Annotated in this window: 22 protein-coding genes; 15 read left to right on the top strand and 7 right to left on the bottom strand. The window is 59.3% G+C overall.

What is annotated here, in order from left to right; genetic code table 11:
- The first annotated feature begins 318 nt into the window (after positions 1-318).
- From ACW55A_RS18715 to nuoN, 13 genes are all read left to right on the top strand, one after another.
- Positions 319-732: an NADH-quinone oxidoreductase subunit A gene (locus ACW55A_RS18715; RefSeq protein ID WP_002554011.1), complete on the top strand. Its 414-nt coding sequence runs from the start codon at positions 319-321 to the stop codon at positions 730-732.
- Positions 733-742: 10 nt separating this feature from the next.
- Complete coding sequence (locus tag ACW55A_RS18710; protein WP_002554012.1) at positions 743-1417, top strand: NuoB/complex I 20 kDa subunit family protein; 675 nt, start codon at positions 743-745, stop codon at positions 1415-1417.
- 74 nt (positions 1418-1491) lie between these two features.
- Positions 1492-3273 (top strand): NADH-quinone oxidoreductase subunit C/D, encoded by a 1782-nt coding sequence (nuoC, locus tag ACW55A_RS18705; RefSeq protein WP_455808624.1) that lies wholly within the window; start codon positions 1492-1494, stop codon positions 3271-3273.
- Positions 3274-3275: 2 nt separating this feature from the next.
- A complete protein-coding gene (nuoE, locus tag ACW55A_RS18700) occupies positions 3276-3773 on the top strand; it encodes an NADH-quinone oxidoreductase subunit NuoE (protein WP_002554014.1) in 498 nt (165 codons plus the stop codon).
- Positions 3770-5128, top strand: coding sequence for an NADH-quinone oxidoreductase subunit NuoF (gene nuoF, locus ACW55A_RS18695; protein ID WP_003405108.1), 1359 nt, complete (start codon positions 3770-3772; stop codon positions 5126-5128). The genes nuoE and nuoF overlap by 4 nt, the downstream gene beginning before the upstream one ends.
- Before the next feature lie 136 nt (positions 5129-5264).
- Positions 5265-7982 (top strand): NADH-quinone oxidoreductase subunit NuoG, encoded by a 2718-nt coding sequence (nuoG, locus tag ACW55A_RS18690; protein ID WP_455808623.1) that lies wholly within the window; start codon positions 5265-5267, stop codon positions 7980-7982.
- On the top strand, positions 7979-8986 hold the full coding sequence (gene nuoH / locus ACW55A_RS18685) for an NADH-quinone oxidoreductase subunit NuoH (RefSeq protein WP_003371726.1): 1008 nt from the start codon (positions 7979-7981) through the stop codon (positions 8984-8986). Before nuoG ends, nuoH begins: the two co-directional genes overlap by 4 nt.
- Positions 8987-8997: 11 nt before the next feature.
- On the top strand, positions 8998-9546 hold the full coding sequence (nuoI, locus tag ACW55A_RS18680) for an NADH-quinone oxidoreductase subunit NuoI (RefSeq protein WP_002554018.1): 549 nt from the start codon (positions 8998-9000) through the stop codon (positions 9544-9546).
- 10 nt (positions 9547-9556) lie between these two features.
- Positions 9557-10066 (top strand): NADH-quinone oxidoreductase subunit J, encoded by a 510-nt coding sequence (gene nuoJ, locus ACW55A_RS18675; protein WP_003317979.1) that lies wholly within the window; start codon positions 9557-9559, stop codon positions 10064-10066.
- Positions 10063-10371, top strand: coding sequence for an NADH-quinone oxidoreductase subunit NuoK (gene nuoK / locus ACW55A_RS18670; protein ID WP_003317980.1), 309 nt, complete (start codon positions 10063-10065; stop codon positions 10369-10371). The genes nuoJ and nuoK overlap by 4 nt, the downstream gene beginning before the upstream one ends.
- Positions 10368-12221, top strand: a complete 1854-nt coding sequence (gene nuoL / locus ACW55A_RS18665) for an NADH-quinone oxidoreductase subunit L (RefSeq protein WP_024663375.1) — start codon at positions 10368-10370, stop codon at positions 12219-12221. The genes nuoK and nuoL overlap by 4 nt, the downstream gene beginning before the upstream one ends.
- Before the next feature lie 39 nt (positions 12222-12260).
- Positions 12261-13793, top strand: a complete 1533-nt coding sequence (gene nuoM / locus ACW55A_RS18660) for an NADH-quinone oxidoreductase subunit M (protein WP_060707968.1) — start codon at positions 12261-12263, stop codon at positions 13791-13793.
- A 7-nt stretch (positions 13794-13800) separates the two neighbouring features.
- Positions 13801-15270 (top strand): NADH-quinone oxidoreductase subunit NuoN, encoded by a 1470-nt coding sequence (nuoN, locus tag ACW55A_RS18655; RefSeq protein WP_003371717.1) that lies wholly within the window; start codon positions 13801-13803, stop codon positions 15268-15270.
- Positions 15271-15338: 68 nt separating this feature from the next.
- Here nuoN and ACW55A_RS18650 read toward each other — a convergent pair whose 3' ends face one another.
- Positions 15339-16295, bottom strand: coding sequence for an AraC family transcriptional regulator (locus ACW55A_RS18650; RefSeq protein ID WP_096105226.1), 957 nt, complete (start codon positions 16293-16295; stop codon positions 15339-15341).
- A 119-nt stretch (positions 16296-16414) separates the two neighbouring features.
- Here ACW55A_RS18650 and ACW55A_RS18645 point away from each other — a divergent pair, with 119 nt between their 5' ends.
- On the top strand, positions 16415-17338 hold the full coding sequence (locus ACW55A_RS18645) for an alpha/beta fold hydrolase (RefSeq protein WP_498811110.1): 924 nt from the start codon (positions 16415-16417) through the stop codon (positions 17336-17338).
- 108 nt (positions 17339-17446) lie between these two features.
- Here the strand turns inward: ACW55A_RS18645 and ACW55A_RS18640 are convergent, their stop codons facing one another.
- The 6 genes from ACW55A_RS18640 to ACW55A_RS18615 all read right to left on the bottom strand — a co-directional run bounded on the left by ACW55A_RS18640 (position 17447) and on the right by ACW55A_RS18615 (position 23072).
- Complete coding sequence (locus tag ACW55A_RS18640; RefSeq protein ID WP_003371712.1) at positions 17447-18517, bottom strand: AI-2E family transporter; 1071 nt, start codon at positions 18515-18517, stop codon at positions 17447-17449.
- A 149-nt stretch (positions 18518-18666) separates the two neighbouring features.
- Positions 18667-20346 (bottom strand): methyl-accepting chemotaxis protein CtpM, encoded by a 1680-nt coding sequence (ctpM, locus tag ACW55A_RS18635; protein WP_498811109.1) that lies wholly within the window; start codon positions 20344-20346, stop codon positions 18667-18669.
- Positions 20347-20471: 125 nt separating this feature from the next.
- The gene (locus ACW55A_RS18630) at positions 20472-21791 is read right to left on the bottom strand and encodes a sensor histidine kinase (protein WP_003436032.1); all 1320 of its coding nucleotides are present in this window, start codon (positions 21789-21791) and stop codon (positions 20472-20474) included.
- Complete coding sequence (locus ACW55A_RS18625) at positions 21788-22456, bottom strand: response regulator transcription factor (RefSeq protein ID WP_003349419.1); 669 nt, start codon at positions 22454-22456, stop codon at positions 21788-21790. Before ACW55A_RS18625 ends, ACW55A_RS18630 begins: the two co-directional genes overlap by 4 nt.
- A complete protein-coding gene (locus ACW55A_RS18620) occupies positions 22456-22764 on the bottom strand; it encodes a PepSY domain-containing protein (RefSeq protein WP_003317989.1) in 309 nt (102 codons plus the stop codon). The genes ACW55A_RS18625 and ACW55A_RS18620 overlap by 1 nt, the downstream gene beginning before the upstream one ends.
- Positions 22764-23072, bottom strand: a complete 309-nt coding sequence (locus ACW55A_RS18615) for a PepSY domain-containing protein (protein ID WP_003371699.1) — start codon at positions 23070-23072, stop codon at positions 22764-22766. The genes ACW55A_RS18620 and ACW55A_RS18615 overlap by 1 nt, the downstream gene beginning before the upstream one ends.
- Positions 23073-23272: 200 nt before the next feature.
- On the opposite strand from ACW55A_RS18615, the gene queD reads away from it, so the two are divergent.
- Positions 23273-23629, top strand: a complete 357-nt coding sequence (gene queD, locus ACW55A_RS18610; protein WP_003317991.1) for a 6-carboxytetrahydropterin synthase QueD — start codon at positions 23273-23275, stop codon at positions 23627-23629.
- Positions 23630-23801: the final 172 nt, after the last annotated feature.

Genomic DNA, 23801 nt, shown 5'->3' with positions numbered 1-23801 from the left:
CACTATGCGCCGACTACCGAACGGCAAACTACCAAGACCACTTCAAATGATATTAATTATCATTCAAATTGCGTTTTCCTGCTTTTCTCGGTCAAGAAACATAATTAACGAAATCCCCGCTGATGCCCGCCCGGCAGGCCCTGCAGCCTCCCTGAAAGGCCTTGGGCAATTAATTCCGTAAATAAATTTGATGTAGAAAATTTACTTGCCAACTGTTTGCACATAAAATCAATCCGTTGACCGCACTGCGACATTTCGTCACTGCCTCGACTCTTTATCAAGCACAGAGACCTTTGCTCTCTAACAAGGACTGACAGCATGCCCGAATCGACAGGTCTGATTGCCCATAACTGGGGCTTCGCCATTTTCCTTTTGGGTGTTGTCGGCCTTTGCGCCTTCATGCTCGGTCTTTCCAGCCTGCTCGGAAGCAAGGCCTGGGGCCGCAGCAAGAACGAACCTTTCGAATCCGGCATGCTGCCTACCGGCAGTGCGCGCCTGCGTCTCTCCGCAAAATTCTATCTGGTCGCGATGCTTTTCGTGATCTTTGACATTGAAGCCCTCTTTCTCTTTGCCTGGTCTGTGTCCGTCCGCGAAAGCGGCTGGACCGGATTCGTCGAAGCTCTCGTTTTCATAGCAATTCTGTTGGCAGGTCTTGTCTACCTATGGCGGGTTGGTGCTCTTGACTGGGCTCCTGAAGGTCGCCGTAATCGGCAAGCGAAGCTGAAACAATGAGGCTTTGGCGATGCAATATAATCTCACCAGGATCGACCCGGACGCTCCTAACGAGCAGTACCCCATTGGCAAACGGGAAACCGTTTCCGATCCGTTAGAAGATCAAGTCCACAAAAACATCTACATGGGCAAGCTGGAAGACGTGCTGAACGGTGCGGTCAACTGGGGACGTAAAAACTCCCTGTGGCCCTACAACTTCGGCCTGTCGTGCTGCTATGTGGAAATGACCACCGCCTTCACGGCACCCCACGACATCGCGCGCTTTGGCGCTGAAGTGATCCGGGCGTCGCCACGACAGGCGGATTTCATGGTCATTGCCGGTACCTGCTTCATCAAGATGGCGCCGATCATCCAGCGTCTCTACGAGCAAATGCTCGAACCCAAGTGGGTCATTTCCATGGGTTCGTGTGCCAACTCCGGTGGCATGTACGACATCTACTCAGTGGTCCAGGGGGTGGACAAATTCCTTCCCGTGGATGTCTACGTGCCCGGCTGCCCGCCCCGCCCCGAAGCGTTTCTGCAAGGCTTGATGCTGTTGCAGGAATCCATCGGCAAGGAGCGTCGCCCTCTTTCCTGGGTCGTTGGCGATCAAGGCGTGTATCGCGCCGAGATGCCATCGCAAAAGGAACAGCGCCGCGAACAGCGTATTCAGGTGACCAACCTGCGCAGCCCCGACGAAGTCTGATCCAGCCCGTTCTTCTTATAAAAAAGACAAGAACCGGGGTTGATTCTGTACGTTGACCGAAGTGATTGAGACCTATGACTGCAGACAACGCTCTGTACATCCCGCCTTACAAGGCTGACGACCAAGATGTCGTCGTTGAACTGAATAACCGTTTTGGTGCCGAGGCTTTCACTGCCCAGCCGACTCGCACCGGCATGCCCGTGCTGTGGGTCGAGCGCGCCCGACTGTTTGAAATTCTGACGTTCCTGCGCAACGTGCCCAAGCCCTACTCCATGCTCTATGACCTGCATGGCGTCGACGAGCGTCTGCGCACAAACCGTCGTGGTCTGCCCGGTGCAGACTTCACCGTCTTCTATCACCTGCTGTCGATCGAGCGAAACAGCGACGTGATGATCAAGGTAGCGCTTTCCGAAAGCGACCTGAGCGTACCGACGATTACCAGCATCTGGCCGAACGCCAACTGGTACGAGCGTGAAGTGTGGGACATGTTCGGCATCGACTTCCCAGGCCACCCGCACCTGAGCCGCATCATGATGCCGCCGACCTGGAAAGGTCATCCGCTGCGCAAGGACTTCCCTGCCCGTGCAACGGAATTCGACCCGTACAGCCTGACCCTCGCCAAACAGCAACTGGAAGAGGAAGCCGCACGCTTCCGTCCGGAAGACTGGGGCATGAAACGCTCTGGCGCCAACGAGGACTACATGTTCCTCAACCTGGGGCCGAACCACCCTTCTGCTCACGGCGCGTTCCGTATCATTCTGCAACTGGACGGCGAAGAGATCGTCGACTGCGTTCCGGACATCGGCTACCACCACCGTGGTGCCGAGAAAATGGCCGAACGCCAGTCCTGGCACAGCTTCATTCCCTACACCGACCGTATCGATTACCTGGGCGGGGTGATGAACAACCTGCCTTATGTGCTCTCGGTCGAGAAGCTGGCAGGCATCAAGGTGCCGGAAAAGGTCGACGTCATCCGCATCATGATGGCCGAGTTCTTCCGTATCACCAGTCACCTGCTGTTCCTGGGTACCTACATTCAGGACGTGGGCGCCATGACACCGGTGTTCTTCACGTTCACCGACCGCCAGAAAGCCTACACCGTGATCGAAGCGATTACCGGCTTCCGTCTGCACCCTGCCTGGTACCGCATCGGTGGGGTCGCTCACGACCTGCCGCGTGGCTGGGAAAAACTGGTCAAGGACTTCGTCGACTGGCTGCCCAAGCGCCTGGACGAATACACCAAGGCTGCCCTGCAGAACAGTATTCTCAAGGGTCGTACCGTCGGCGTCGCCGCCTACAACACCAAGGAAGCCCTCGAATGGGGCGTCACCGGTGCAGGCCTGCGCTCCACCGGTTGCGATTTCGACCTGCGCAAGGCGCGCCCTTACTCGGGCTACGAGAACTTCGAATTCGAAGTGCCGCTGGCCGCCAATGGCGATGCCTATGACCGCTGCATGGTCCGCGTCGAAGAGATGCGCCAGAGTATCAAGATCATCGACCAGTGCATGCGCAACATGCCGGAAGGCCCGTACAAGGCGGATCACCCGCTGACCACGCCGCCGCCGAAAGAGCGCACCCTGCAGCACATCGAAACCCTGATCACGCACTTCCTGCAGGTTTCGTGGGGCCCGGTCATGCCGGCCAACGAGTCCTTCCAGATGATCGAAGCGACCAAGGGTATCAACAGCTATTACCTGACGAGCGACGGCGGCACCATGAGCTACCGTACCCGGATCCGCACCCCGAGTTACCCGCACCTGCAGCAGATCCCTTCGGTGATCAAAGGCAGCATGGTCGCGGACTTGATCGCGTACCTGGGTAGTATCGATTTCGTTATGGCCGACGTGGACCGCTAAGCATGAATAGCCCGCTAATCCAGACAGACCGTTTCGCGCTGAGCGAAACCGAGCGCTCGGCCATCGAGCATGAGATGCATCACTACGAGGACCCGCGCGCGGCGTCCATCGAAGCCCTGAAAATTGTTCAGAAGGAACGTGGCTGGGTGCCCGACGGCGCGATTTACGCGATCGGCGACCTGCTGGGCATTCCCGCCAGCGACGTCGAAGGCGTTGCCACCTTCTACAGCCAGATCTTTCGCCAGCCGGTCGGGCGTCACATCATTCGCGTCTGCAACAGCATGGTGTGCTTCATCGGCGGCCACGAAAACGTGGTCGACGAGATCAAGAGCTCACTGGGCATCGGCCTGGGTCAGACCACCGCCGACGGTCGTTTCACACTGCTGCCGGTCTGCTGCCTCGGCAACTGTGACAAGGCGCCGGCCGTGATGGTCGACGACGACACTTTCGGCGATGTACAGCCTGCTGGCGTTGCCAAGATGCTGGAGGGTTACCTATGACCATCACTTCCTTCGGCCCTGCCAACCGCATTGCGCGCACGGCAGAAACCCATCCGCTGACCTGGCGTCTGCGCGACGACGGCGAACCGGTCTGGCTCGACGAGTACCAGACCAAGGACGGCTATGCCGCAGCGCGCAAGGCGCTGACGCAACAGGCGCCTGACGATATCGTCCAGTCGGTCAAGGACTCGGGCCTCAAGGGCCGCGGTGGCGCAGGCTTCCCCACCGGTGTGAAATGGGGCCTGATGCCCAAAGACGAATCCATGAACATCCGCTACCTGCTGTGCAACGCGGACGAGATGGAGCCCAACACCTGGAAAGACCGCATGCTGATGGAGCAACTGCCCCATCTGCTGGTCGAGGGCATGCTGATCAGTGCCCGCGCGCTGAAAGCCTATCGCGGCTATATCTTCCTGCGCGGCGAATACGTCACTGCGGCCAAGCACCTCAATCGCGCAGTGGCGGAAGCCAAGGCCGCCGGCTTGCTGGGCAAGAACATTCTCGGCACCGGGTTCGACTTCGAACTGTTCGTGCACACCGGTGCCGGTCGCTACATTTGCGGTGAAGAAACCGCACTGATCAACTCGCTGGAAGGCCGCCGCGCCAACCCGCGCTCCAAGCCGCCCTTCCCTGCTGCAGTAGGCGTTTGGGGCAAGCCGACCTGTGTGAACAACGTCGAGACCCTGTGCAACGTGCCTGCCATCGTCAACAACGGCAACGACTGGTACAAGTCGCTGGCTCGCGAAGGCAGTGAAGACCACGGCACCAAGCTGATGGGCTTCTCCGGCAAGGTCAAAAACCCCGGTTTGTGGGAGCTGCCTTTCGGCGTACAGGCTCGCGAACTGTTCGAAGACTACGCCGGCGGCATGCGCGATGGCTTCAAGCTCAAGTGCTGGCAACCCGGAGGCGCCGGTACGGGGTTCCTGCTGCCTGAGCATCTGGACGCCCAGATGTATGCAGGCGGTATCGCCAAGGTCGGCACCCGGATGGGTACGGGTCTGGCGATGGCGGTCGACGATTCGGTCAACATGGTCTCGCTGCTGCGCAACATGGAAGAGTTTTTCGCTCAGGAGTCCTGCGGCTTCTGCACGCCATGCCGCGACGGTTTGCCATGGAGCGTGAAAATGCTTCGCGCCATCGAGAACGGTCAGGGTCAGCCGGGTGATATCGAAACCCTGCTGGGTCTGGTCAATTTCCTCGGCCCTGGCAAGACCTTCTGTGCCCATGCACCGGGCGCCGTTGAACCCTTGGGCAGTGCGATCAAGTATTTCCGCTCAGAGTTCGAAGCCGGTATCGCGCCAGCCAGCGCAGCCACGCTCGTTCCGGGCAAAAGTCCGACAGTGGTCGGCGCATAACAAGACACAACGGTCGGCGGCTGTTCGGGCTGCCGTCCTCGTACCTGCTGACGCCCTCCGGGCTGAACGATACGGGTACTACCGAGATTCCATTAGCCACGCCCGCTGACAACGGGCCAACGAAGACCTTTGAACCATGGCTACTATTCACGTAGACGGCAAAGCGCTCGAAGTCGATGGTGCAGACAACCTGTTACAGGCATGTCTGTCGCTGGGCCTCGATATCCCTTATTTCTGCTGGCACCCTGCCCTTGGTAGCGTCGGCGCCTGTCGCCAGTGCGCGGTCAAGCAGTACACCGACGAGAACGACACACGCGGTCGTATCGTCATGTCCTGCATGACACCAGCCACCGACAACACCTGGATTTCCATCGAAGACGATGAGTCCAAGGCCTTCCGGGCCAGTGTCGTCGAATGGCTGATGACCAACCACCCGCATGACTGCCCGGTCTGCGAGGAAGGCGGTCACTGCCACCTGCAGGACATGACCGTGATGACCGGCCACAACGAGCGCCGTTATCGCTTCACCAAACGTACCCACCAGAATCAGGAGCTGGGGCCTTTCATCGCGCACGAGATGAACCGCTGCATCGCCTGTTATCGCTGTGTACGCTTTTATAAAGACTACGCGGGCGGCACCGACCTGGGCGTCTACGGTGCCCATGACAACGTGTACTTCGGTCGCGTTGAAGACGGCACGCTGGAAAGCGAGTTCTCCGGCAACCTCACCGAGGTCTGCCCGACCGGTGTGTTCACGGACAAGACCCACTCTGAGCGCTACAACCGCAAGTGGGACATGCAGTTCTCACCAAGCATCTGCCACGGTTGCTCCAGCGGCTGCAACATCAGCCCGGGTGAACGCTACGGTGAATTGCGCCGCATCGAAAACCGTTACAACGGCTCGGTCAACCAGTACTTCCTCTGCGACCGCGGACGTTTCGGCTACGGCTACGTCAATCGCAAGGATCGCCCGCGCCAACCATTGCTTGTCGACGGCCAGGTCAAACTGAGCCTGGACGAGGCGCTGGACAAGGCGGCGGACCTGCTGCGCGGCCGTAACATCGTCGGTATCGGCTCTCCTCGCGCCAGCCTCGAAAGCAACTATGCGCTGCGTGAGCTGGTGGGGGCCGAGCATTTCTACAGCGGTATCGAAGCCGGTGAGCTGGAGCGTATCAGACTCATCCTCAAGGTCCTGAACGACAGCCCGCTGCCGATCCCGACCCTGCGCGACATCGAAGATCACGATGCCATCTTCGTCCTCGGCGAGGACCTGACCCAGACGGCGGCACGTATGGCTCTGGGCTTGCGCCAAGCCGTCAAAGGCAAGGCTGAAGACATGGCTGCGGCGATGAAAGTCCAGCCGTGGCTCGACGCGGCTGTGAAGAACATCGGTCAGCACGAGCTCAATCCGCTGTTCATCGCCAGCCTCGCCGAAACCCGTCTCGACGATGTTGCAGAAGAATGCGTGCATGCAGCGCCCGATGATCTTGCGCGTATCGGTTTTGCCGTGGCTCATGCCCTGGACGCCAGCGCACCTGCCGTCGATGGTTTGGACAGCGAGGCGCTGGAACTGGCGCAACGCATTGCCGATGCGCTGCTGGCTGCCAAACGACCGCTGATCATTTCCGGCAGTTCGCTGGGTTCGACAGCGCTGATCGAAGCTGCTGCCAACATCGCCAAGGCCTTGAAGCTGCGCGACAAGCAGGGTTCCATCAGCCTGATCGTGCCTGAAGCCAACAGCATGGGCCTGGCGATGTTCGGCGGCGAGTCCGTAGATGCCGCGCTGCAAGCGGTGATCTCTGGCAAGGCCGACGCCATCGTGGTGCTGGAGAACGATTTGTATCGTCGTGTGGACGCCAAGATCGTCGACGCCGCACTGAGCGCTGCGAAGGTCGTGATCGTCGCTGACCATCAGAAAACCCCGACCAGCGACCGCGCCCACCTGATCCTGCCAGTTGCCAGCTTCGCTGAAGGCGACGGCACACTGGTCAGCCAGGAAGGCCGTGCCCAACGCTTCTTCCAGGTCTTCGATCCGACCTATCTGGATGCGAGCATTCTGGTCCACGAAGGCTGGCGCTGGTTGCATGCCCTGCGTGCCACCTTGCTGAACAGGCCGGTTGACTGGACGCAACTCGACCACGTCACCGAGGCCTGCGCCAGCAGCACCCCGCAACTGGCGGGTATCGTCAACGCCGCGCCGTCTGCGTCGTTCCGCATCAAGGGCCTGAAACTGGCTCGCGAACCGCTGCGTTATAGCGGCCGTACCGCGATGCGAGCCAATATCAGCGTGCATGAGCCGCGCACCTCGCAAGACATCGACACAGCGTTCTCCTTCTCCATGGAAGGCTACTCGGGCTCGGCAGAGCCTCGTCAGCAGGTGCCATTCGCCTGGTCGCCGGGCTGGAACTCGCCGCAGGCCTGGAACAAGTTTCAGGACGAAGTCGGCGGTCACTTGCGCGCCGGCGACCCGGGCACTCGCCTGATCGAAAGCCAGGGCGATGGTCTGTCGTGGTTCTCCAGCGTGCCACGTGCGTTCTCTCCAGAGCGCGGCACCTGGCAGGTCGTGCCGTTCTTCCACCTGTTCGGCAGCGACGAAACCTCGTCTCTGGCCGCGCCGGTTCAGGAACGCATCCCGCAGGCCTATGTCGCAGTGGCCAAGTCCGAAGCCGATCGTCTCGGCGTCAACGACGGTGCCCTGCTCTCCTTGAGCATCGGCGGTGAAACGCTGACCTTGCCGTTGCGCATCAGCGAAGAACTGGGCGCAGGCCTTGTGGCATTGCCGGCAGGACTGCCTGGCATTCCGCCAGCACTCTTCGGCAAATCCGTTGACGGTCTGCAGGAGGCAGCGCAATGACCTGGTTTACCCCTGATGTGATCGACGCAATCATTGCAGTGGTCAAGGCCATTGTGGTGTTGCTGGCGGTCGTGGTTTGTGGTGCCCTGCTGAGCTTCATCGAACGTCGTCTGCTGGGTTGGTGGCAGGACCGTTATGGTCCGAACCGTGTGGGTCCGTTCGGCATGTTCCAGATCGCAGCCGACATGCTGAAGATGTTCTTCAAGGAAGACTGGACCCCACCGTTCGCCGACAAGGTGATCTTCACCCTGGCGCCGGTGGTTGCCATGAGTGCCCTGCTGATCGCCTTTGCGGTCATCCCGATCACCCCGACCTGGGGCGTCGCGGATCTGAACATCGGCCTGTTGTTCTTCTTCGCCATGGCCGGTCTGTCCGTATATGCGGTGCTGTTCGCCGGCTGGTCGAGCAACAACAAGTTCGCCCTGCTGGGCAGCCTGCGTGCTTCGGCACAAACCGTGTCCTACGAAGTGTTCATGGGCCTTGCGCTGATGGGCATCGTGGTTCAGGTCGGCTCGTTCAATATGCGCGACATTGTTGAATATCAGGCGCAGAACCTGTGGTTCATCATTCCGCAGTTCTTCGGCTTCTGTACGTTCTTCATCGCTGGCGTCGCGGTCACTCACCGCCATCCGTTCGACCAACCGGAAGCCGAGCAGGAACTGGCTGACGGCTACCACATTGAATATGCCGGCATGAAATGGGGCATGTTCTTCGTGGGCGAATACATCGGGATCATCTTGATCTCGGCGCTGCTGGTGACGCTGTTCTTCGGTGGCTGGCACGGCCCGTTCGACATTCTGCCATCGCTGGCATTCTTCTGGTTCGCCTTGAAAACCGCGTTTTTCATCATGCTGTTCATCCTGCTGCGCGCCTCCATCCCGCGCCCGCGTTATGACCAGGTCATGGATTTCAGCTGGAAGTTCTGTTTGCCGCTGACCCTGATCAATTTGCTGGTGACTGCTGCGATTGTGTTGTTGAACACACCGGCAGGCTCGGTTCAGTGAGGATTTGACCCATGTTCAAATATATTGGTGACATCGTTAAGGGTACGGGTACCCAGTTGCGCAGCCTGGTCATGGTCTTCGGCCACGGCTTTCGCAAGCGCGACACCCTGCAATACCCCGAAGAGCAGGTTTATCTTCCGCCCCGCTATCGCGGCCGCATCGTCCTGACCCGCGACCCCGATGGTGAAGAGCGCTGCGTGGCATGCAACCTGTGTGCAGTAGCCTGCCCCGTCGGCTGCATTTCGCTGCAGAAGGCCGAAACAGAGGACGGACGCTGGTACCCCGACTTCTTCCGCATCAACTTTTCGCGCTGCATCTTCTGCGGCCTGTGCGAAGAAGCCTGCCCGACAACCGCGATCCAGCTCACGCCGGACTTCGAGATGGCCGACTTCAAGCGTCAGGATCTGGTGTACGAGAAGGAAGACCTGCTGATCTCCGGACCCGGCAAGAACCCTGACTACAACTTCTATCGCGTTGCCGGTATGGCCATCGGCGGCAAGCCCAAGGGCTCCGCACAGAACGAAGCCGAGCCGATCAACGTCAAGAGCTTGCTGCCTTAAGGAAGTAAAGATGGAATTCGCTTTCTACTTCGCATCCGGTATCGCTGTTGTGTCCACCCTACGGGTGATCACCAACACGAATCCGGTGCACGCCCTGCTCTACCTGATCATCTCGCTGATCGCCGTAGCAATGACGTTCTTCAGCCTCGGCGCTCCGTTCGCCGGCGTGCTGGAAGTCATTGCCTACGCGGGCGCAATCATGGTCCTGTTCGTGTTTGTGGTGATGATGCTGAACCTCGGCCCGGCCTCGGTTCAGCAGGAACGTGCCTGGCTCAAACCCGGCATATGGATCGGCCCGGTCATTCTCGGCGCGCTGTTGCTGGCCGAGTTGCTGTATGTGCTGTTCGCCAACCCGACCGGCGCTGGTGTCGGTCACACCACGGTCGACGCCAAGGCAGTCGGCATCAGCCTGTTCGGGCCCTATCTGCTGGTGGTGGAACTCGCCTCGATGCTGTTGCTTGCAGCAGCCATCACGGCCTTCCATCTGGGCCGCAACGAGGCCAAGGAGCCAAGCCAATGAATGCTATCCCTCTTGAGCACGGTCTGGCGGTCGCCGGGGTCCTGTTCTGCCTGGGTCTGGTCGGCCTGATGGTGCGCCGTAACATTCTCTTCGTGTTGATGAGCCTGGAAATCATGATGAACGCCGCTGCACTGGCGTTCGTTGTGGCCGGCAGCCGTTGGGGGCAACCGGACGGGCAGGTGATGTTCATCCTGGTGATCAGCCTTGCGGCAGCCGAGGCCAGTATCGGCCTGGCGATCCTGATGCAACTGTATCGCCGCTTCCACACTCTCGATATCGATGCTGCCAGCGAGATGCGCGGATGAACCTTCTCTTTCTGACTTTCGTATTCCCCCTCATCGGCTTTCTGCTGCTGTCGTTCTCCCGTGGACGCATCTCGGAAAACCTCGCTGCGCTGATCGGTGTCGGCTCCATCGGCCTTTCAGCCATCGTCACGGCCTGGGTCATCTGGCAGTTCAACGTGGCACCACCTGAAGGCGGTCACTACACGCAGGTGCTGTGGCGCTGGATGGACGTCGATGGCTTCCAGCCCAACTTCGCGCTGTATCTGGACGGGCTGTCCGTCACGATGCTGGGCGTCGTGGTTGGTGTCGGCTTCCTGATCCACCTGTTCGCGTCCTGGTACATGCGCGGTGAAGCGGGCTACTCGCGCTTCTTCTCCTACACCAACCTGTTCATTGCCAGCATGCTGTTCCTGATCCTGGGCGACAACCTGCTGTTCATCTACTTCGGTTGGGAAGGCGTGGGCCTGTGCAGCTATCTGTTGATCGGTTTCTATTACAGCAACCGCAACAACGGCAACGCAGCCCTCAAAGCGTTCATCGTCACCCGTATCGGTGACGTGTTCATGGCTATCGGCTTGTTCATCCTGTTCCAGCAATTGGGCACGCTCAATGTGCAGGAACTGCTGGTCCGGGCGCCGGAACACTTCAAGGTCGGCGATTTCTGGATCGTGCTGGCGACCTTGATGCTGTTGGGCGGTGCGGTCGGTAAATCTGCACAGCTGCCACTGCAAACCTGGCTGGCGGATGCGATGGCCGGTCCTACTCCTGTTTCGGCGCTGATCCACGCAGCGACCATGGTCACGGCGGGCGTCTACCTGATTGCGCGTACTCATGGCCTGTTCGCACTGGCACCTGACATCCTGCATCTGGTCGGCATTGTCGGCGGCGTCACGCTGGTTCTGGCGGGGTTCGCCGCACTGGTGCAGACCGACATCAAGCGTATCCTCGCCTACTCGACCATGAGCCAGATCGGTTACATGTTCCTGGCACTGGGCGTTGGCGCCTGGGAAGGCGCGATCTTCCACCTGATGACCCACGCCTTCTTCAAGGCGCTGCTGTTCCTTGCTTCCGGTGCGGTGATCGTTGCCTGCCACCACGAGCAGAACATCTTCAAGATGGGCGGCCTGTGGAAGAAACTGCCATTGGCCTACGCCAGCTTCATCGTCGGTGGCGCTGCTCTTTCCGCCCTGCCGCTGCTGACGGCGGGCTTCTACTCCAAGGACGAAATTCTCTGGGAAGCATTTGCCAGCGGTAACAATGGCTTGTTGTATGCCGGTCTGGTGGGCGCGTTCATGACGTCGCTGTACACCTTCCGTCTGATCTTCATCGCGTTCCACGGTGAAGCCAAGACCGAAGCACACGCAGGTCACGGTATCGCTCACTGGCTGCCACTGTCGGTGCTGATCGTACTGTCGACGTTCATCGGCGCGTGGATCACTCCGCCCCTGGCCGGTGTGCTGCCGCAGAGCGTCGGCCATGCCGGTGGCGAAGCCAAGCACAGCCTGGAGATCGCCTCCGGCGCCATCGCGCTGGCCGGTATCCTGCTGGCAGCCTTGCTGTTCCTCGGCAAGCGCCGCCTGGCGACGGCTATCGCCAACAGCGCTCCGGGCCGTTTCCTCTCGGCCTGGTGGTTCGCGGCATGGGGCTTCGACTGGATCTACGACAAGCTGTTCGTCAAGCCGTATCTGGCAATCAGCCATGTACTGCGTAGTGATCCGTTCGACCGCACCATCGGCTTGATCCCACGTCTGGTCAAAGGCGGTCATGACACCATGAGCCGCACCGAGACCGGCCAGTTGCGTTGGTATGCTGCCTCGATCGCCGTGGGTGCCGTTCTGGTACTCGGTGCCGTCGTTCTGGTTGCGATCTGATATGAACCTTGCGAATTTGCGAAAGGAATTGAGCCCGTCATGATTCTGCCCTGGCTAATCCTGATCCCCTTCATCGGCGGCCTGCTGTGCTGGCTGGGTGAGCGCTTCGGCTCTACCCTGCCGCGCTGGATTGCGTTGCTGACAATGACCCTGGAACTGGTTCTCGGCCTCTGGCTGTGGGCTACCGGCGACTTCGGCTACGCGCCGGTGCCGGGTGCCGATCCGACCTGGACCCTGGAATTCCACCACCCATGGATCACCCGCTTCGGCATCGACGTGCATCTGGCACTCGATGGCCTGTCGCTGCTGATGATCCTGCTGACCGGCCTTCTGGGTGTGCTGTCGGTGCTGTGCTCGTGGAAGGAAATCCAGCGCAAGGTCGGTTTCTTCCACCTTAACCTGATGTGGATCCTGGGCGGTGTCGTCGGCGTGTTCCTGGCCATCGACCTGTTCATGTTCTTCTTCTTCTGGGAAATGATGCTGGTGCCGATGTATTTCCTCATCGCGCTCTGGGGTCACAGTTCTTCGGATGGGAAGAAAACCCGTATCTACGCAGCCACCAAGTTCTTCATCTTCACTCAGGCCAGTGGCCTGATCATGCTGGTGGCGATCCTGGGTCTGGTGCTGGTGCACTTCAATCAGACCGGCGTGATCACCTTTGCCTACGCCGACCTGCTGAAGACCAAACTGGCACCGGGCACCGAGTACATCCTGATGCTGGGCTTCTTCATTGCCTTCGCCGTCAAGCTGCCGGTGGTGCCGTTGCACTCCTGGCTGCCGGATGCGCATGCCCAGGCACCGACTGCAGGCTCCGTCGACCTGGCGGGTATCCTGCTGAAGACGGCGGCTTACGGTCTGCTGCGCTTTGCCCTGCCGCTGTTCCCCAACGCATCGGCCGAGTTCGCACCGATTGCCATGACGCTGGGGCTGGTCGGTATCTTCTACGGCGCATTCCTGGCATTTGCCCAGACTGATATCAAGCGCCTGATCGCGTTCTCCAGCGTTTCGCACATGGGCTTCGTACTGATCGGTATCTACTCGGGCAGCCAGCAAGCGCTGCAAGGCGTACTGATCCAGATGATTGCCCACGGTCTGTCGGCTGCGGCACTGTTCATTCTCAGTGGTCAGCTGTACGAGCGCCTGCACACCCGCGACATGCGTGAGATGGGCGGCCTGTGGTCACGCATCGCTTACATCCCGGCCATCAGCCTGTTCTTTGCCGCCGCCTCTCTGGGTCTGCCGGGCACTGGCAACTTCGTCGGCGAGTTCCTGATTCTGCTGGGCAGCTTCGCCAGCTCACCATGGATCACGGCGATCGCCACCTCCGGTCTGGTATTTGGTTCTGTCTACTCGCTGATCATGATCCACCGCGCCTACTTCGGCCCGTCGAAGTCCGACGAGGTTCTGAAGGGCATGGACGGACGGGAAATGATCATGGTGCTGGGCCTTGCCGTGTTGCTGGTCGTGCTCGGGGTGTTCCCGCAGCCGTTCCTCGACACTTCGGCAGCGACCATGCACGGCGTGCAGCAATGGCTAGGCACTGCCTTCACTCAACTCGCTTCGGCCCGGTAAGAGCGCTATGGACCTGACGATTCAACACTTTATTGCGCTTGCGCCACTGCTGATCACCAGCCTCACCATTGTCGTGGTGATGCTGGCGATCGCATGGCGCCGCAATCACTCGCAAACGTTCCTGCTTTCGGTAGCAGGCCTCAACCTGGCCCTGCTGTCGATCTATCCAGCACTGAAAGTTGCCCCTCTGGTCGTGACGCCACTGCTGCATATCGACAACTTTGCCTGCCTGTACATGGCGATCATCCTCGCCTCTACCCTCGCTTGCGTGACCATGGCGCACGCCTATCTGGGTGACGGCAAGGCCGGGTATCCGGGCAATCGCGAAGAGCTTTACCTGCTGATCCTGCTGGCAGCCGCCGGTGGGCTGGTTCTGGTCAGCGCTCAGCATCTGGCGGGCCTGTTCATCGGCCTGGAACTGCTGTCGGTGCCGGTCTACGGGCTGGTGGCTTATGCCTTCTTCAACAAGCGCTCGCTGGAAGGTGGCATCAAGTACATGGTCCTGTCGGCCGCAGGGTCCGCGTTCCTGCTCTTCGGTATGGCGCTGCTGTACGCAGAGGCAGGTTCGCTGAGCTTCGACGGTATCGGCAAGGCCATCGCAGCGACCGGTATGCCGAGCCCGATTGCCAGCCTGGGTCTGGGCATGATGGTCGTCGGCCTGGCCTTCAAGTTGTCACTGGTACCTTTCCACCTGTGGACCCCGGACGTTTACGAAGGCGCCCCTGCGCCGGTCGCGGCCTTCCTGGCAACCGCCAGCAAGGTGGCGGTATTTGCGGTACTGGTGCGTCTGTTCCAGATTTCACCGGCAGCCAGCAGCGGTGTCCTGCATGACGTACTGGCAGTCATCGCCGTAGCGTCGATCCTGGTCGGCAACCTGCTTGCGCTGACTCAGACCAACCTCAAGCGTCTGCTGGGCTACTCCTCCATCGCTCACTTCGGTTACCTGATGATTGCGCTGGTGGCCAGCAAAGGCATGGCGGTCGAGGCGATTGGTGTCTATCTGGCAACTTACGTCCTGACCTCGCTGGGCAGCTTCGGCGTGATCACCATGATGTCTTCGCCTTACAGCGGACGTGATGCCGACGCGATGTTCGAATACCGCGGTCTGTTCTGGCGTCGCCCTTACCTGACGGCAGTCATGACCCTGATGATGCTGTCGCTGGCAGGTATCCCGCTTACCGCTGGTTTCATCGGCAAGTTCTATATCATCGCCACCGGTGTCGAATCGCAGCTGTGGTGGCTGATCGGGGCGTTGGTCATCGGTAGTGCCATCGGCGTGTTCTATTACCTGCGTGTGATGGTCACCATGTATCTGGTCGACAACAAGCTTCCTCGCCACGACGCAGCCATCAACTGGGCTCAGCGCACAGGTGGTGTGATGCTGCTGGCCGTTGCGATCCTGACCTTCGTGCTGGGTGTTTACCCGCAACCGCTGCTCGATCTGGTGGTCAATGCCGGTCTGCACGTAGCAGGCTGATCCTGCGCAAACGCAAAGCCCTGCTCTTGAGCAGGGCTTTTTTTTATCTCCGAAAACGGCTGGAACGGCTACCCGGCAACGCTTTTCGCGGAACGCACAGCGCCTGGGGATAGGCCCACCGTTCTTTTGAATGCACGGCTGAAGGCGGCCAATGAACCGTAGCCCAGTTGACTGGCAACAGCCTCCAGAGAACAGTGTTCGCGGCTCAGGCGGTGAAACGCCAGGCGCATTCTCAGCTCCGTCAGGTACTGCAATGGCGGCATACCCGTTGCCTCGAGAAAGCGCTGTGCGAACACAGAGCGGGAATGCCTGGCCTCATGGGCAAGCGTGGCCACCGTCCAGCGTCTACCTGGACGCTGGTGCATCATGACGATGGCGCGACTCAGCCGAGGGTCTTGCAAAGCACCGAGCCAGCCTGTGGCATTCCCACAGCCACCCGCGACCCAGCCACGCACCAGCAGCGCGGCCACGACTTCAGCAAGACGTGCCAGAATGCCTGCGTGCCCGGCCTGTAGCATCAAGGCTTCACGCTCCATTGCCGCGAGCATGGGCCGCAGCTCGGGGCACGTTTCCAGCAGAGTACTGACCTGCATGACATCCGGCATGGCGGCAACAAGCGGCTGCATGCCGCCCAGTTCCAACTCCATACAACAGCTGAAGATAATCGCCCGATCAACCGCTCCGCCCTCCTCGGCATCAGCCCGATCGTGAACGCCATCGCTGATGCCGGTAGACGGATCAAACAGCTGTACATCGCTTGCAGCCGTGTCTTCGGCCGTCAACACAGCGTGGTGCCCACCGCGCGGAATAAGAACCGCGTCGCCGGTATCGAGCCTGTACAGAACGCTCTCAGCGCTGCGTAGCCAGACCGGCCCACGCCCGACGAAATGAAACTGCGCTCGTCCGATTGCGTTAGTGAAGCCAACACCCAGAGACGGCACAACTTCCAGCCTGCGGAATTGAACGCCGAAAAGACGCATACCGAGCAGCAGCTCGCTGATGGGGTCATTTGATGGGGCTTGCATGGAGAGAGGCCACTTCGAGTTCAGGACGATCAATCAATTATCAGGATCTTACGTCATAGACCGTCCTGCGTCATCGACCTACAGTGCGCCCATCACTTCTACCGCGTGGAAATAGCCTCATGAATCACATTCGCTTCGTTCACCTGCTGCGCAATACTTTGCTTGCTGCGCTGCTGACCGGACTATCATCACTGGCCCTGGCAGTAGACAAACACTACACCGTCACAGCCCCTGACGGCGTCAAACTCGCTGTGCAGGAATCAGGCGATCCGAACGGCCCGGCCCTGATTTTCATTCACGGTCTGCTGGGCAGTCGCCTCAATTGGCAAAAGCAGATCGCCAGCCCCCAACTGCAGCGCTACCGAATGATTACCTATGACCTGCGCGGTCACGGGCTTTCCGACAAGCCCGACAGTGTCGAGGCGTACCGTAACGGGCGTCGCTATGCGGACGACCTGGCAGCGGTACTTGAAGCCACCACAAGCAAGCGTCCGGTATTGGTCGGCTGGTCATTGGGCGGCGTGGTCATGTCCAACTACCTCGCCGCCTATGGTGACGCGAAGATCGGCGGCGTTGTGTATGTTGATGGTGTCATCGAGCTTAACGCGGCCCTGATTACAGCCCACCCTCATCTATATGCCGGCCTGAGTTCAGAGGACCTGAAAACCCACCTTGATGCAGTACGTACCTTTCTCGGACTGTGCTTCCACACACAGCCGGATGCACCGACTTTCGAGCGGCTGGTGTCGAGTGCTGCGATGGCATCGTGGGCGATGACCCGTGCTACGCCTGCAATGACTGTCGATGTGGCCGAAGGCCTGCCCAAGGCAAAGGTGCCGGTATTGATGCTGTATGGCGGCAAGGATGAACTGGTCAACCTTCAGCCCAGCATCGCACGCGCTCGGCAGCTCAATCCTCGAATTCAATCGAAGGTGTACGAAAACTCAGGCCACGCGCCATTTTTGGAAGAAGCATCGCGCTTCAATACCGATCTGGCCGCCTTCATGGACTCGGCTGCGATCGCGGCAAAAAGCTCAGAATGAGACCTGCTCCGGGAGTTTCGTCCTCATGAAAAAAACCGCGCATGCTCCCTGCCTGATAAATGGCAGGGGGCATGCGCGGGTCTGTGTCGACCACGCGACCTGCCAATGTCAGCCTGGCAGTCTCACGGGTTTCTTGGAGCCGGAGCCGCTGAACAATCCCCAACTGGATATGAACAGCGCAGCCACCAGAGGTCCGATCACAAAGCCGTTCAGACCAAAGACCGACATGCCGCCAAGCGTGGAAATAAGGATCAGGTAGTCCGGCATTTTGGTGTCTTTGCCCACCAGGATCGGGCGCAGTACGTTATCCACCAGACCGATCACGAAGACGCCAAACAAGCCCAGCACTACACCTTGCCAGATCATGCCGCTGAGCAGGAAGTAGACCGCCACTGGCGCCCAGACAATCCCGGCCCCTACCGCAGGCAACAGCGACAGGAACGCCATGATCACCGCCCACAGCAGCGCACTCGGGATGTCCAGCACCCAGAAGATGAAGCCACCCAGCGCACCTTGCGTCACCGCGACCACCACGTTGCCTTTGACCGTGGCACGTACCACTCGGGTGAACTTGAGCTGCAGACGACGCTTCTGCTGTTCGCCCAACGGGAAGGCCGTGCGGATCTTGCGCACCAGTTCCTGTCCGTCGCGCAGGAAAAAGTACAGCAGGTAGAGCATGATGAAGACGCTGACGACAAAGTCGAATGTGCCCTGCCCAAAGCTGAATGCCTGCGTCGCCAGGTACTGACTGCCCTGCATCGCACCCTTGGCGATCTTGTCGCGCAACCCTTCCAGGTCGCCCATGCCCAGACGATCAAGCAGCGCCTGAATGGAGTGCGGCAGCAGGTCCTTGAACTCGGCCAGATAGCCGGCAATATCCAGTTGCCCGGTCTCGACGTTCTTGTACAGCGTGGTGCCCTCCTGAACCAGCAAGGCGCTGATCACGATCACCGGCAGAATCGCGATGACCAGACAGATCGTCAGGGTGCACAGGGAGGTGAGATTGCGTGACCAGTTGAACTTGATCTGCAACTTGCGCTGCACAGGCGCGAAGATGATCCCGAGGATGACCGCCCAAAACACTGCGCCATAAAACGGCAGCAGAATCCATATGAAGGCAATGGTCACCAGTACCAGTAGCAGAATGAGGGTTTTGTATTGCAGCGTGGTTTCGTTCATGTCCTGTCCATGTCATTAGACCGCGCATCGCGCCCGGTCTAGAGCTTAGTCAGCACACGAGCGCACGAGTGCCATCTTCCATGACGGCAATATGACGGCGATGCCAGGTACAGGCTGTGGCAGGGGTTTACACCCCTGCCGGAGAGGTATCAGACCCTGAACTGACCGACCAGACCGTCCAGGCGTGCGCCGAGTTCGGCCAGGCTGCGTGATGTCTGGGCGCTTTGCCGGGTTTCATCGGCGACACTCTCGACTGCACCCGCGATCTGATGGACGCTGCGATTGATTTCCTCGGCAACCGCCGTCTGCTCTTCTGCGGCACTGGCGATTTGCGCGTTCATCGAATTGATGGTCGCGATCAGATCGCCGATGCTCACCAGCGATGTACCGGCTTCGTTGGCCTGCGCCGAGGTGCCGTCGCCTGCTTCGCTGGAACGGCGCATGGCTGTCACCGCCTCCTGAGTGCCCTGCTGCAAGCGATCGATCATGCCCTGGATCTCCTGCGTGCTCTGCTGTGTCCGGCTGGCCAGTGCCCGTACTTCGTCGGCGACCACGGCAAAACCGCGTCCTGCCTCCCCTGCCCTGGCGGCCTCGATGGCAGCATTGAGTGCCAGCAGGTTGGTCTGTTCGGCGATCGAGCGGATGACGCCCAGCACACTGACAATGGAAGAAACATCCTTCTGCAAGACATCCAATGAAGAGCCGCTTTTGCGGATGTCATCGACCAGCGCGTGAATCTGCCGAATGCTGCCATCCACCACACGCTTGGCGGCTCGCCCTTGCTCGTCGGTCTGCTGAGCAGCAATGGACGCACCCTGCGCGCTCTTGGCAACCTCTTGAGCAGCAGCCGACATCTGATTGATTGCAGTAGCCACCTGATCGGTTTCGTGACGCTGACGGTCCATGGCCGTTTCCGAGCGCTGTGCCTGCGAGCTGACTTCGCCGACCAGGCCATTGAGCTGCCCGGTCATTTCACTGATTTGACGAACCATGCCATGAATCTTGTCGACAAACCTGTTGAACGAGCCTGCCAGCTCGCCGAGCTCGTCATTGCTGGTAATCACCAGCCGACGAGTCAGATCGCCTTCACCTGCCGCGATGTCATCCAGACTGTTTTTCATCAGGCCGAGCGGGCGCAGCAAAGTGCCTGTCAGCACTATTCCGATGATGCCGATAATGACCAGGACCAGAACGGTAATGCCGAGAATGCTGTAGAGCATCTCCTTCAAGCGTGCCTCGACACCCTGCCTGACCACGGCAACCTGAGCATCGATGCCATCGATATTGACGGCAGAGCCGATGACCAGATCCCATTTCGGCAGATAATCCGTATAGCCGATCTTGGGGACCGGTTCAGTCTTGCCAGGCAGTGCCGACGAGTACATTACATAGTGGGTGCCCGCCTTGCCGACCGCCACCAACTCGCGATTGATATAGACGCCGTTCGCATCACGGGCATCAGCAAAACTTTTGCCCACACCGTCAGGGCTGTTGCTTCTGAAAATCCGGATCACCTGAGAGTCGTAGCCAAAGATGTAACCATCCTTGCCGTAACTGACCGAGGAAAGCAGCTTGATAGCGTTGGCACGCGCAGCGTCGTCGCCGGGCGTGGCGGCATCGTAAAGTGGTTTGATGGCGGTCATGGCGATAGCAACGTAGTTTTGCAACGTTGCCTTGGCCTCGTTGAGCAAGCGCTCTCGCGTATCGCTGACCTCTCGCTCGGCCTGCCGATGCAGCATGAATACGGTCGTAGCGCTGATCACCAGCGCAAACATCAGAACCGGCAGGACTGCCAGCGACAGAACCTTGGCTTTCAGACTGAGACGCATAGGATTGGCCTTATGGTTATTTTTATAAGTCAGAGGTGCCCAATCAGGTTATCGGCACTCTCCGATGGACATTAAGACCTGTCCTGCCTTTTGTATGAAGACGCTGAACGATACTGGCTGACGCCCTACGGGGCAGTCCGCTCGGGCAGGTCGATGCGTACCCGAAGCCCACCTGCCGGGCTCTCCTGCAGTTGCAGTTGACCGCCCCATGCCTCGACGATATCGCGCACGATACCCAGCCCCAGCCCGTGGCCGGTAATCTGCTCGTCAAGACGAGCGCCACGGCTGAACACTTCTGCGCGTTGCGCCTCCGGAATACCGGGTCCATCGTCATCCACCAACAGGCAGAAGCCCTGATCCTGACTGAGAATGTCCAGACGCACCTCGCTGTCGGCCCATTTGCAGGCATTGTCCAGCAGGTTGCCGAGCAGCTCGAGAATGTCCTCCCGATCCCACGGCAGGTACATGCCCGCCTCGACATCGTTGATCAATTGGAGATGAGCACCATGGATCATGCCCAGCGTGGAGAAAAGCCCAGGCAGTTCGGCGTCACAATCGAAGCGGGCTCCCGGTAGAGCGTCACCGGAGAGACGTGCGCGATTGAGCTCGCGCTCCAGACGCAGGCGGATATTTTCCAGCTGCTCCTGCAAGGTCCTGCGCAATCCAGGGTTGGCGTCCAATTGTCCGCTGAGGGCCAGGCTGAGCAAGACCGCGAGCGGTGTCTTCAAGGCATGTCCCAGATTACCCAGTGCGTTACGTGAGCGTTTCAGGCTGTCTTCGGTATGCGCAAGCAAGTGGTTGATCTGCGCCACCAGCGGCTCGAGTTCGAGGGGAACCTGGTTGTCCAGTTGTGAACGCTGGCCCTGCTGGAGCTGAAAAATCTGCTCGCGAACGGTTTCAAGCGGGCGAAGAGCTCTTCGCACGGTGATGCGTTGCAATACCAGCACCAGGATCAGAGCGGCCAGCCCAAGTCCCAGCCCGATCTGCTGCATGAGGCGAAAACTCGCCCTGACCGGTGTGTAATCCTGTGCGACGGTGATTGAAACCTCTTTGCCGAACTTGCGGTATTCGCTGGTCAGCATCAACAGCGATTGCCCGGTCTTGCCGAGCTCAAGATTGGCATGCAAACCTACCCCGGGCTGGGGCAACTCGAAATCCCACAGGGAACGGGAGCGCCAGTGCCCCTGCGGCAAGTCCATCCGGAAGTAATGGCCGGACAGTGGACGCTGGTAGGCACCGGACAGGCGATGGTCATCCAGTTGCAGCCCGGCAGGACCTCGCACCAGCGCTACCAGCAGGTTTTCACTCTCGTTGCGCAGACCTGACTCCAGGTAGCGCTGCAGGCCCACTTCGAACAGCCAGAGACTGGTCTGCGCCATCACCAGACCGACAACGACCATGACGGCGATCAGCCCCAGACTCAGACGTCGCTGTATGGATTTCAACCGCCGGCTCCGCCGTACAGATAGCCCTGACCGCGGCGTGTCTCGACGACTGCGCGGCCCAACTTGCGCCTCAGGTGATTGACATGGACTTCGATGACATTGGAATCACGCTCGTTTTCGCCATCGTACAAATGCTCTGACAGATGGCTTTTCGAGAGAATCTGTCCAGGGTGCAACATGAAATAACGCAGCAGACGAAACTCTGCCGAGGTGAGCTGGATATCCACGCCGTCCCGACTGACGCATTGACGGCCTTCATCCAGATTAAGACCGGCGGATTCCAGCGTGGGCTGGTTGGCCAGCCCGTGCGAACGTCGCAGCAATGCCTGAATACGCAGCTGCAGTTCTTCAGGATGAAAAGGCTTGGTCAGATAATCATCGGCACCTGCCTTCAAGCCTTCTATGCGCTCTGACCAGGAGCCGCGCGCGGTCAGAATCAACACGGGGGTCGCCAGACCTTTGCTGCGCCACTGCTGGAGAACCTCAAGCCCTGGCATGCCAGGCAGCCCCAGATCCAGAACGATCAGGTCATACGGTTCGCTTGCGCCTTGATGAACCGCATCGCGCCCGTCGGCCAGCCAGTCGACCGCGTAGCCTTGACGCCCCAGCGCAGCGAGCAGCTCATCGGCAAGGGGAACATGGTCTTCAACCAGTAGCAGGCGCATCAGTCATCGTCCTCGTCTTTCAGCAATCGGCTATCACGCGCATCGAACTTGAGCTCGCGGACAACGCCCTCAGGGGTCAGCAATTCAAACTCATACACGTACACATTATTCTTTTCCTCTAGCTCGGCCTCGAGCAGACGAGAGCCCGGATGAAGGCCCATCGCGCGCTCGATGAACTGTTCGAGAGGCAGGATGACCCCGCGCTGACGCAAACTGAGCGCTTCATCCTGATTCAGATCTCTGGCATACACAAAAGAGCAGGTCAGGCTCAAACCAAGGATGACACAGAGACGCTTGTCGACATTCATTAGTTATCCTGATGATTCCTGTAGACCTGGCCCGTGGCGGCGTCTATTTCGAGGACCCACTCAATACCCTGTTTGTCACGCAGCTCGACATTGTAAACGTACCTGCCGTATATGTTCTTGAACTGCGTGCCGATAATACTGGCATCGGGGTGTTTGCTCAGCGCTTTGGCATCTAGTGTCTCAGCCGAATGAAGCGTACCTGCATCACTGAGGCGCAGCACTTCCTGCGGGTCGACGCCGTACGCCTGAATGAAACAGGACGTCAAAACCAATGTGAGGGCCGCCAGCAGGGTAGTCAGCGTTTTCATAGAGGGTATCCATAACGATCGGTGCTTCTATGGCGCCCACCTTAACCGGTACAACTTAACTCAAACTGAATAGATCTGGCCGAGTGCCATCAAACGCTCTGACAGGTTCACCCTTGCATGGAGTTTCAGGCCATTGCTGTTAAACTCGCAGATTGCATTTATCGCGTCAGCGATCGCCATTTTTCCGGGGCCAATACACAGTGGAAATCTTCAAAGAATTTACCTTCGAGTCAGCACACCGCCTCCCCCACGTTCCAGAGGGGCACAAGTGTGGACGTCTGCACGGCCATTCGTTTCGTGTCGGTATTCATCTGGCCGGAAAGGTTGACCCGCATACCGGCTGGATCCGGGACTTTTCGGAAATCAAGGCGATTTTCAAACCGCTGTACGAACGCCTTGATCATAACTACCTGAATGACATCCCGGGCCTGGAGAATCCAACCAGCGAAAACCTCGCGAAATGGATCTGGAATGAGTTGAAGCCTCTGCTGCCGGAACTGTCGGCCGTTCGTATTCACGAGACGTGCACCAGCGGATGTGAATACCGCGGGGATTGATTGCCCTGAAAATAAAAAACCACCTTGCCGGTGGTTTTTTTGTGCCTGTCGATCGGAAGTACATGTTGAATAACGTGCTCTCACGCTGGTTTTTACAGGCACCAGACAAACAAAAACCCTCAACGCGTAAGCGAAGAGGGTTTCTGGAATTCAATCTTGACGATGACCTACT

The sequence above is a fragment of the Plantibacter cousiniae (nom. nud.) genome, assembly GCF_977070315.1.
This window is presented reverse-complemented; position numbering and strand designations above follow the sequence as displayed.

What these genes read in the sequence shown, in the direction of transcription:
- ACW55A_RS18715 (WP_002554011.1), top strand. Translation starts at nt 319, where the DNA reads ATGCCCGAATCGACAGGTCTGATTGCCCATAACTGGGGCTTCGCCATT.
- ACW55A_RS18710 (WP_002554012.1), top strand. Translation starts at nt 743, where the DNA reads ATGCAATATAATCTCACCAGGATCGACCCGGACGCTCCTAACGAGCAG.
- nuoC (WP_455808624.1), top strand. Translation starts at nt 1,492, where the DNA reads ATGACTGCAGACAACGCTCTGTACATCCCGCCTTACAAGGCTGACGAC.
- nuoE (WP_002554014.1), top strand. Translation starts at nt 3,276, where the DNA reads ATGAATAGCCCGCTAATCCAGACAGACCGTTTCGCGCTGAGCGAAACC.
- nuoF (WP_003405108.1), top strand. Translation starts at nt 3,770, where the DNA reads ATGACCATCACTTCCTTCGGCCCTGCCAACCGCATTGCGCGCACGGCA.
- nuoG (WP_455808623.1), top strand. Translation starts at nt 5,265, where the DNA reads ATGGCTACTATTCACGTAGACGGCAAAGCGCTCGAAGTCGATGGTGCA.
- nuoH (WP_003371726.1), top strand. Translation starts at nt 7,979, where the DNA reads ATGACCTGGTTTACCCCTGATGTGATCGACGCAATCATTGCAGTGGTC.
- nuoI (WP_002554018.1), top strand. Translation starts at nt 8,998, where the DNA reads ATGTTCAAATATATTGGTGACATCGTTAAGGGTACGGGTACCCAGTTG.
- nuoJ (WP_003317979.1), top strand. Translation starts at nt 9,557, where the DNA reads ATGGAATTCGCTTTCTACTTCGCATCCGGTATCGCTGTTGTGTCCACC.
- nuoK (WP_003317980.1), top strand. Translation starts at nt 10,063, where the DNA reads ATGAATGCTATCCCTCTTGAGCACGGTCTGGCGGTCGCCGGGGTCCTG.
- nuoL (WP_024663375.1), top strand. Translation starts at nt 10,368, where the DNA reads ATGAACCTTCTCTTTCTGACTTTCGTATTCCCCCTCATCGGCTTTCTG.
- nuoM (WP_060707968.1), top strand. Translation starts at nt 12,261, where the DNA reads ATGATTCTGCCCTGGCTAATCCTGATCCCCTTCATCGGCGGCCTGCTG.
- nuoN (WP_003371717.1), top strand. Translation starts at nt 13,801, where the DNA reads ATGGACCTGACGATTCAACACTTTATTGCGCTTGCGCCACTGCTGATC.
- ACW55A_RS18650 (WP_096105226.1), bottom strand. Translation starts at nt 16,295, where the DNA reads ATGCAAGCCCCATCAAATGACCCCATCAGCGAGCTGCTGCTCGGTATG.
- ACW55A_RS18645 (WP_498811110.1), top strand. Translation starts at nt 16,415, where the DNA reads ATGAATCACATTCGCTTCGTTCACCTGCTGCGCAATACTTTGCTTGCT.
- ACW55A_RS18640 (WP_003371712.1), bottom strand. Translation starts at nt 18,517, where the DNA reads ATGAACGAAACCACGCTGCAATACAAAACCCTCATTCTGCTACTGGTA.
- ctpM (WP_498811109.1), bottom strand. Translation starts at nt 20,346, where the DNA reads ATGCGTCTCAGTCTGAAAGCCAAGGTTCTGTCGCTGGCAGTCCTGCCG.
- ACW55A_RS18625 (WP_003349419.1), bottom strand. Translation starts at nt 22,456, where the DNA reads ATGCGCCTGCTACTGGTTGAAGACCATGTTCCCCTTGCCGATGAGCTG.
- ACW55A_RS18620 (WP_003317989.1), bottom strand. Translation starts at nt 22,764, where the DNA reads ATGAATGTCGACAAGCGTCTCTGTGTCATCCTTGGTTTGAGCCTGACC.
- ACW55A_RS18615 (WP_003371699.1), bottom strand. Translation starts at nt 23,072, where the DNA reads ATGAAAACGCTGACTACCCTGCTGGCGGCCCTCACATTGGTTTTGACG.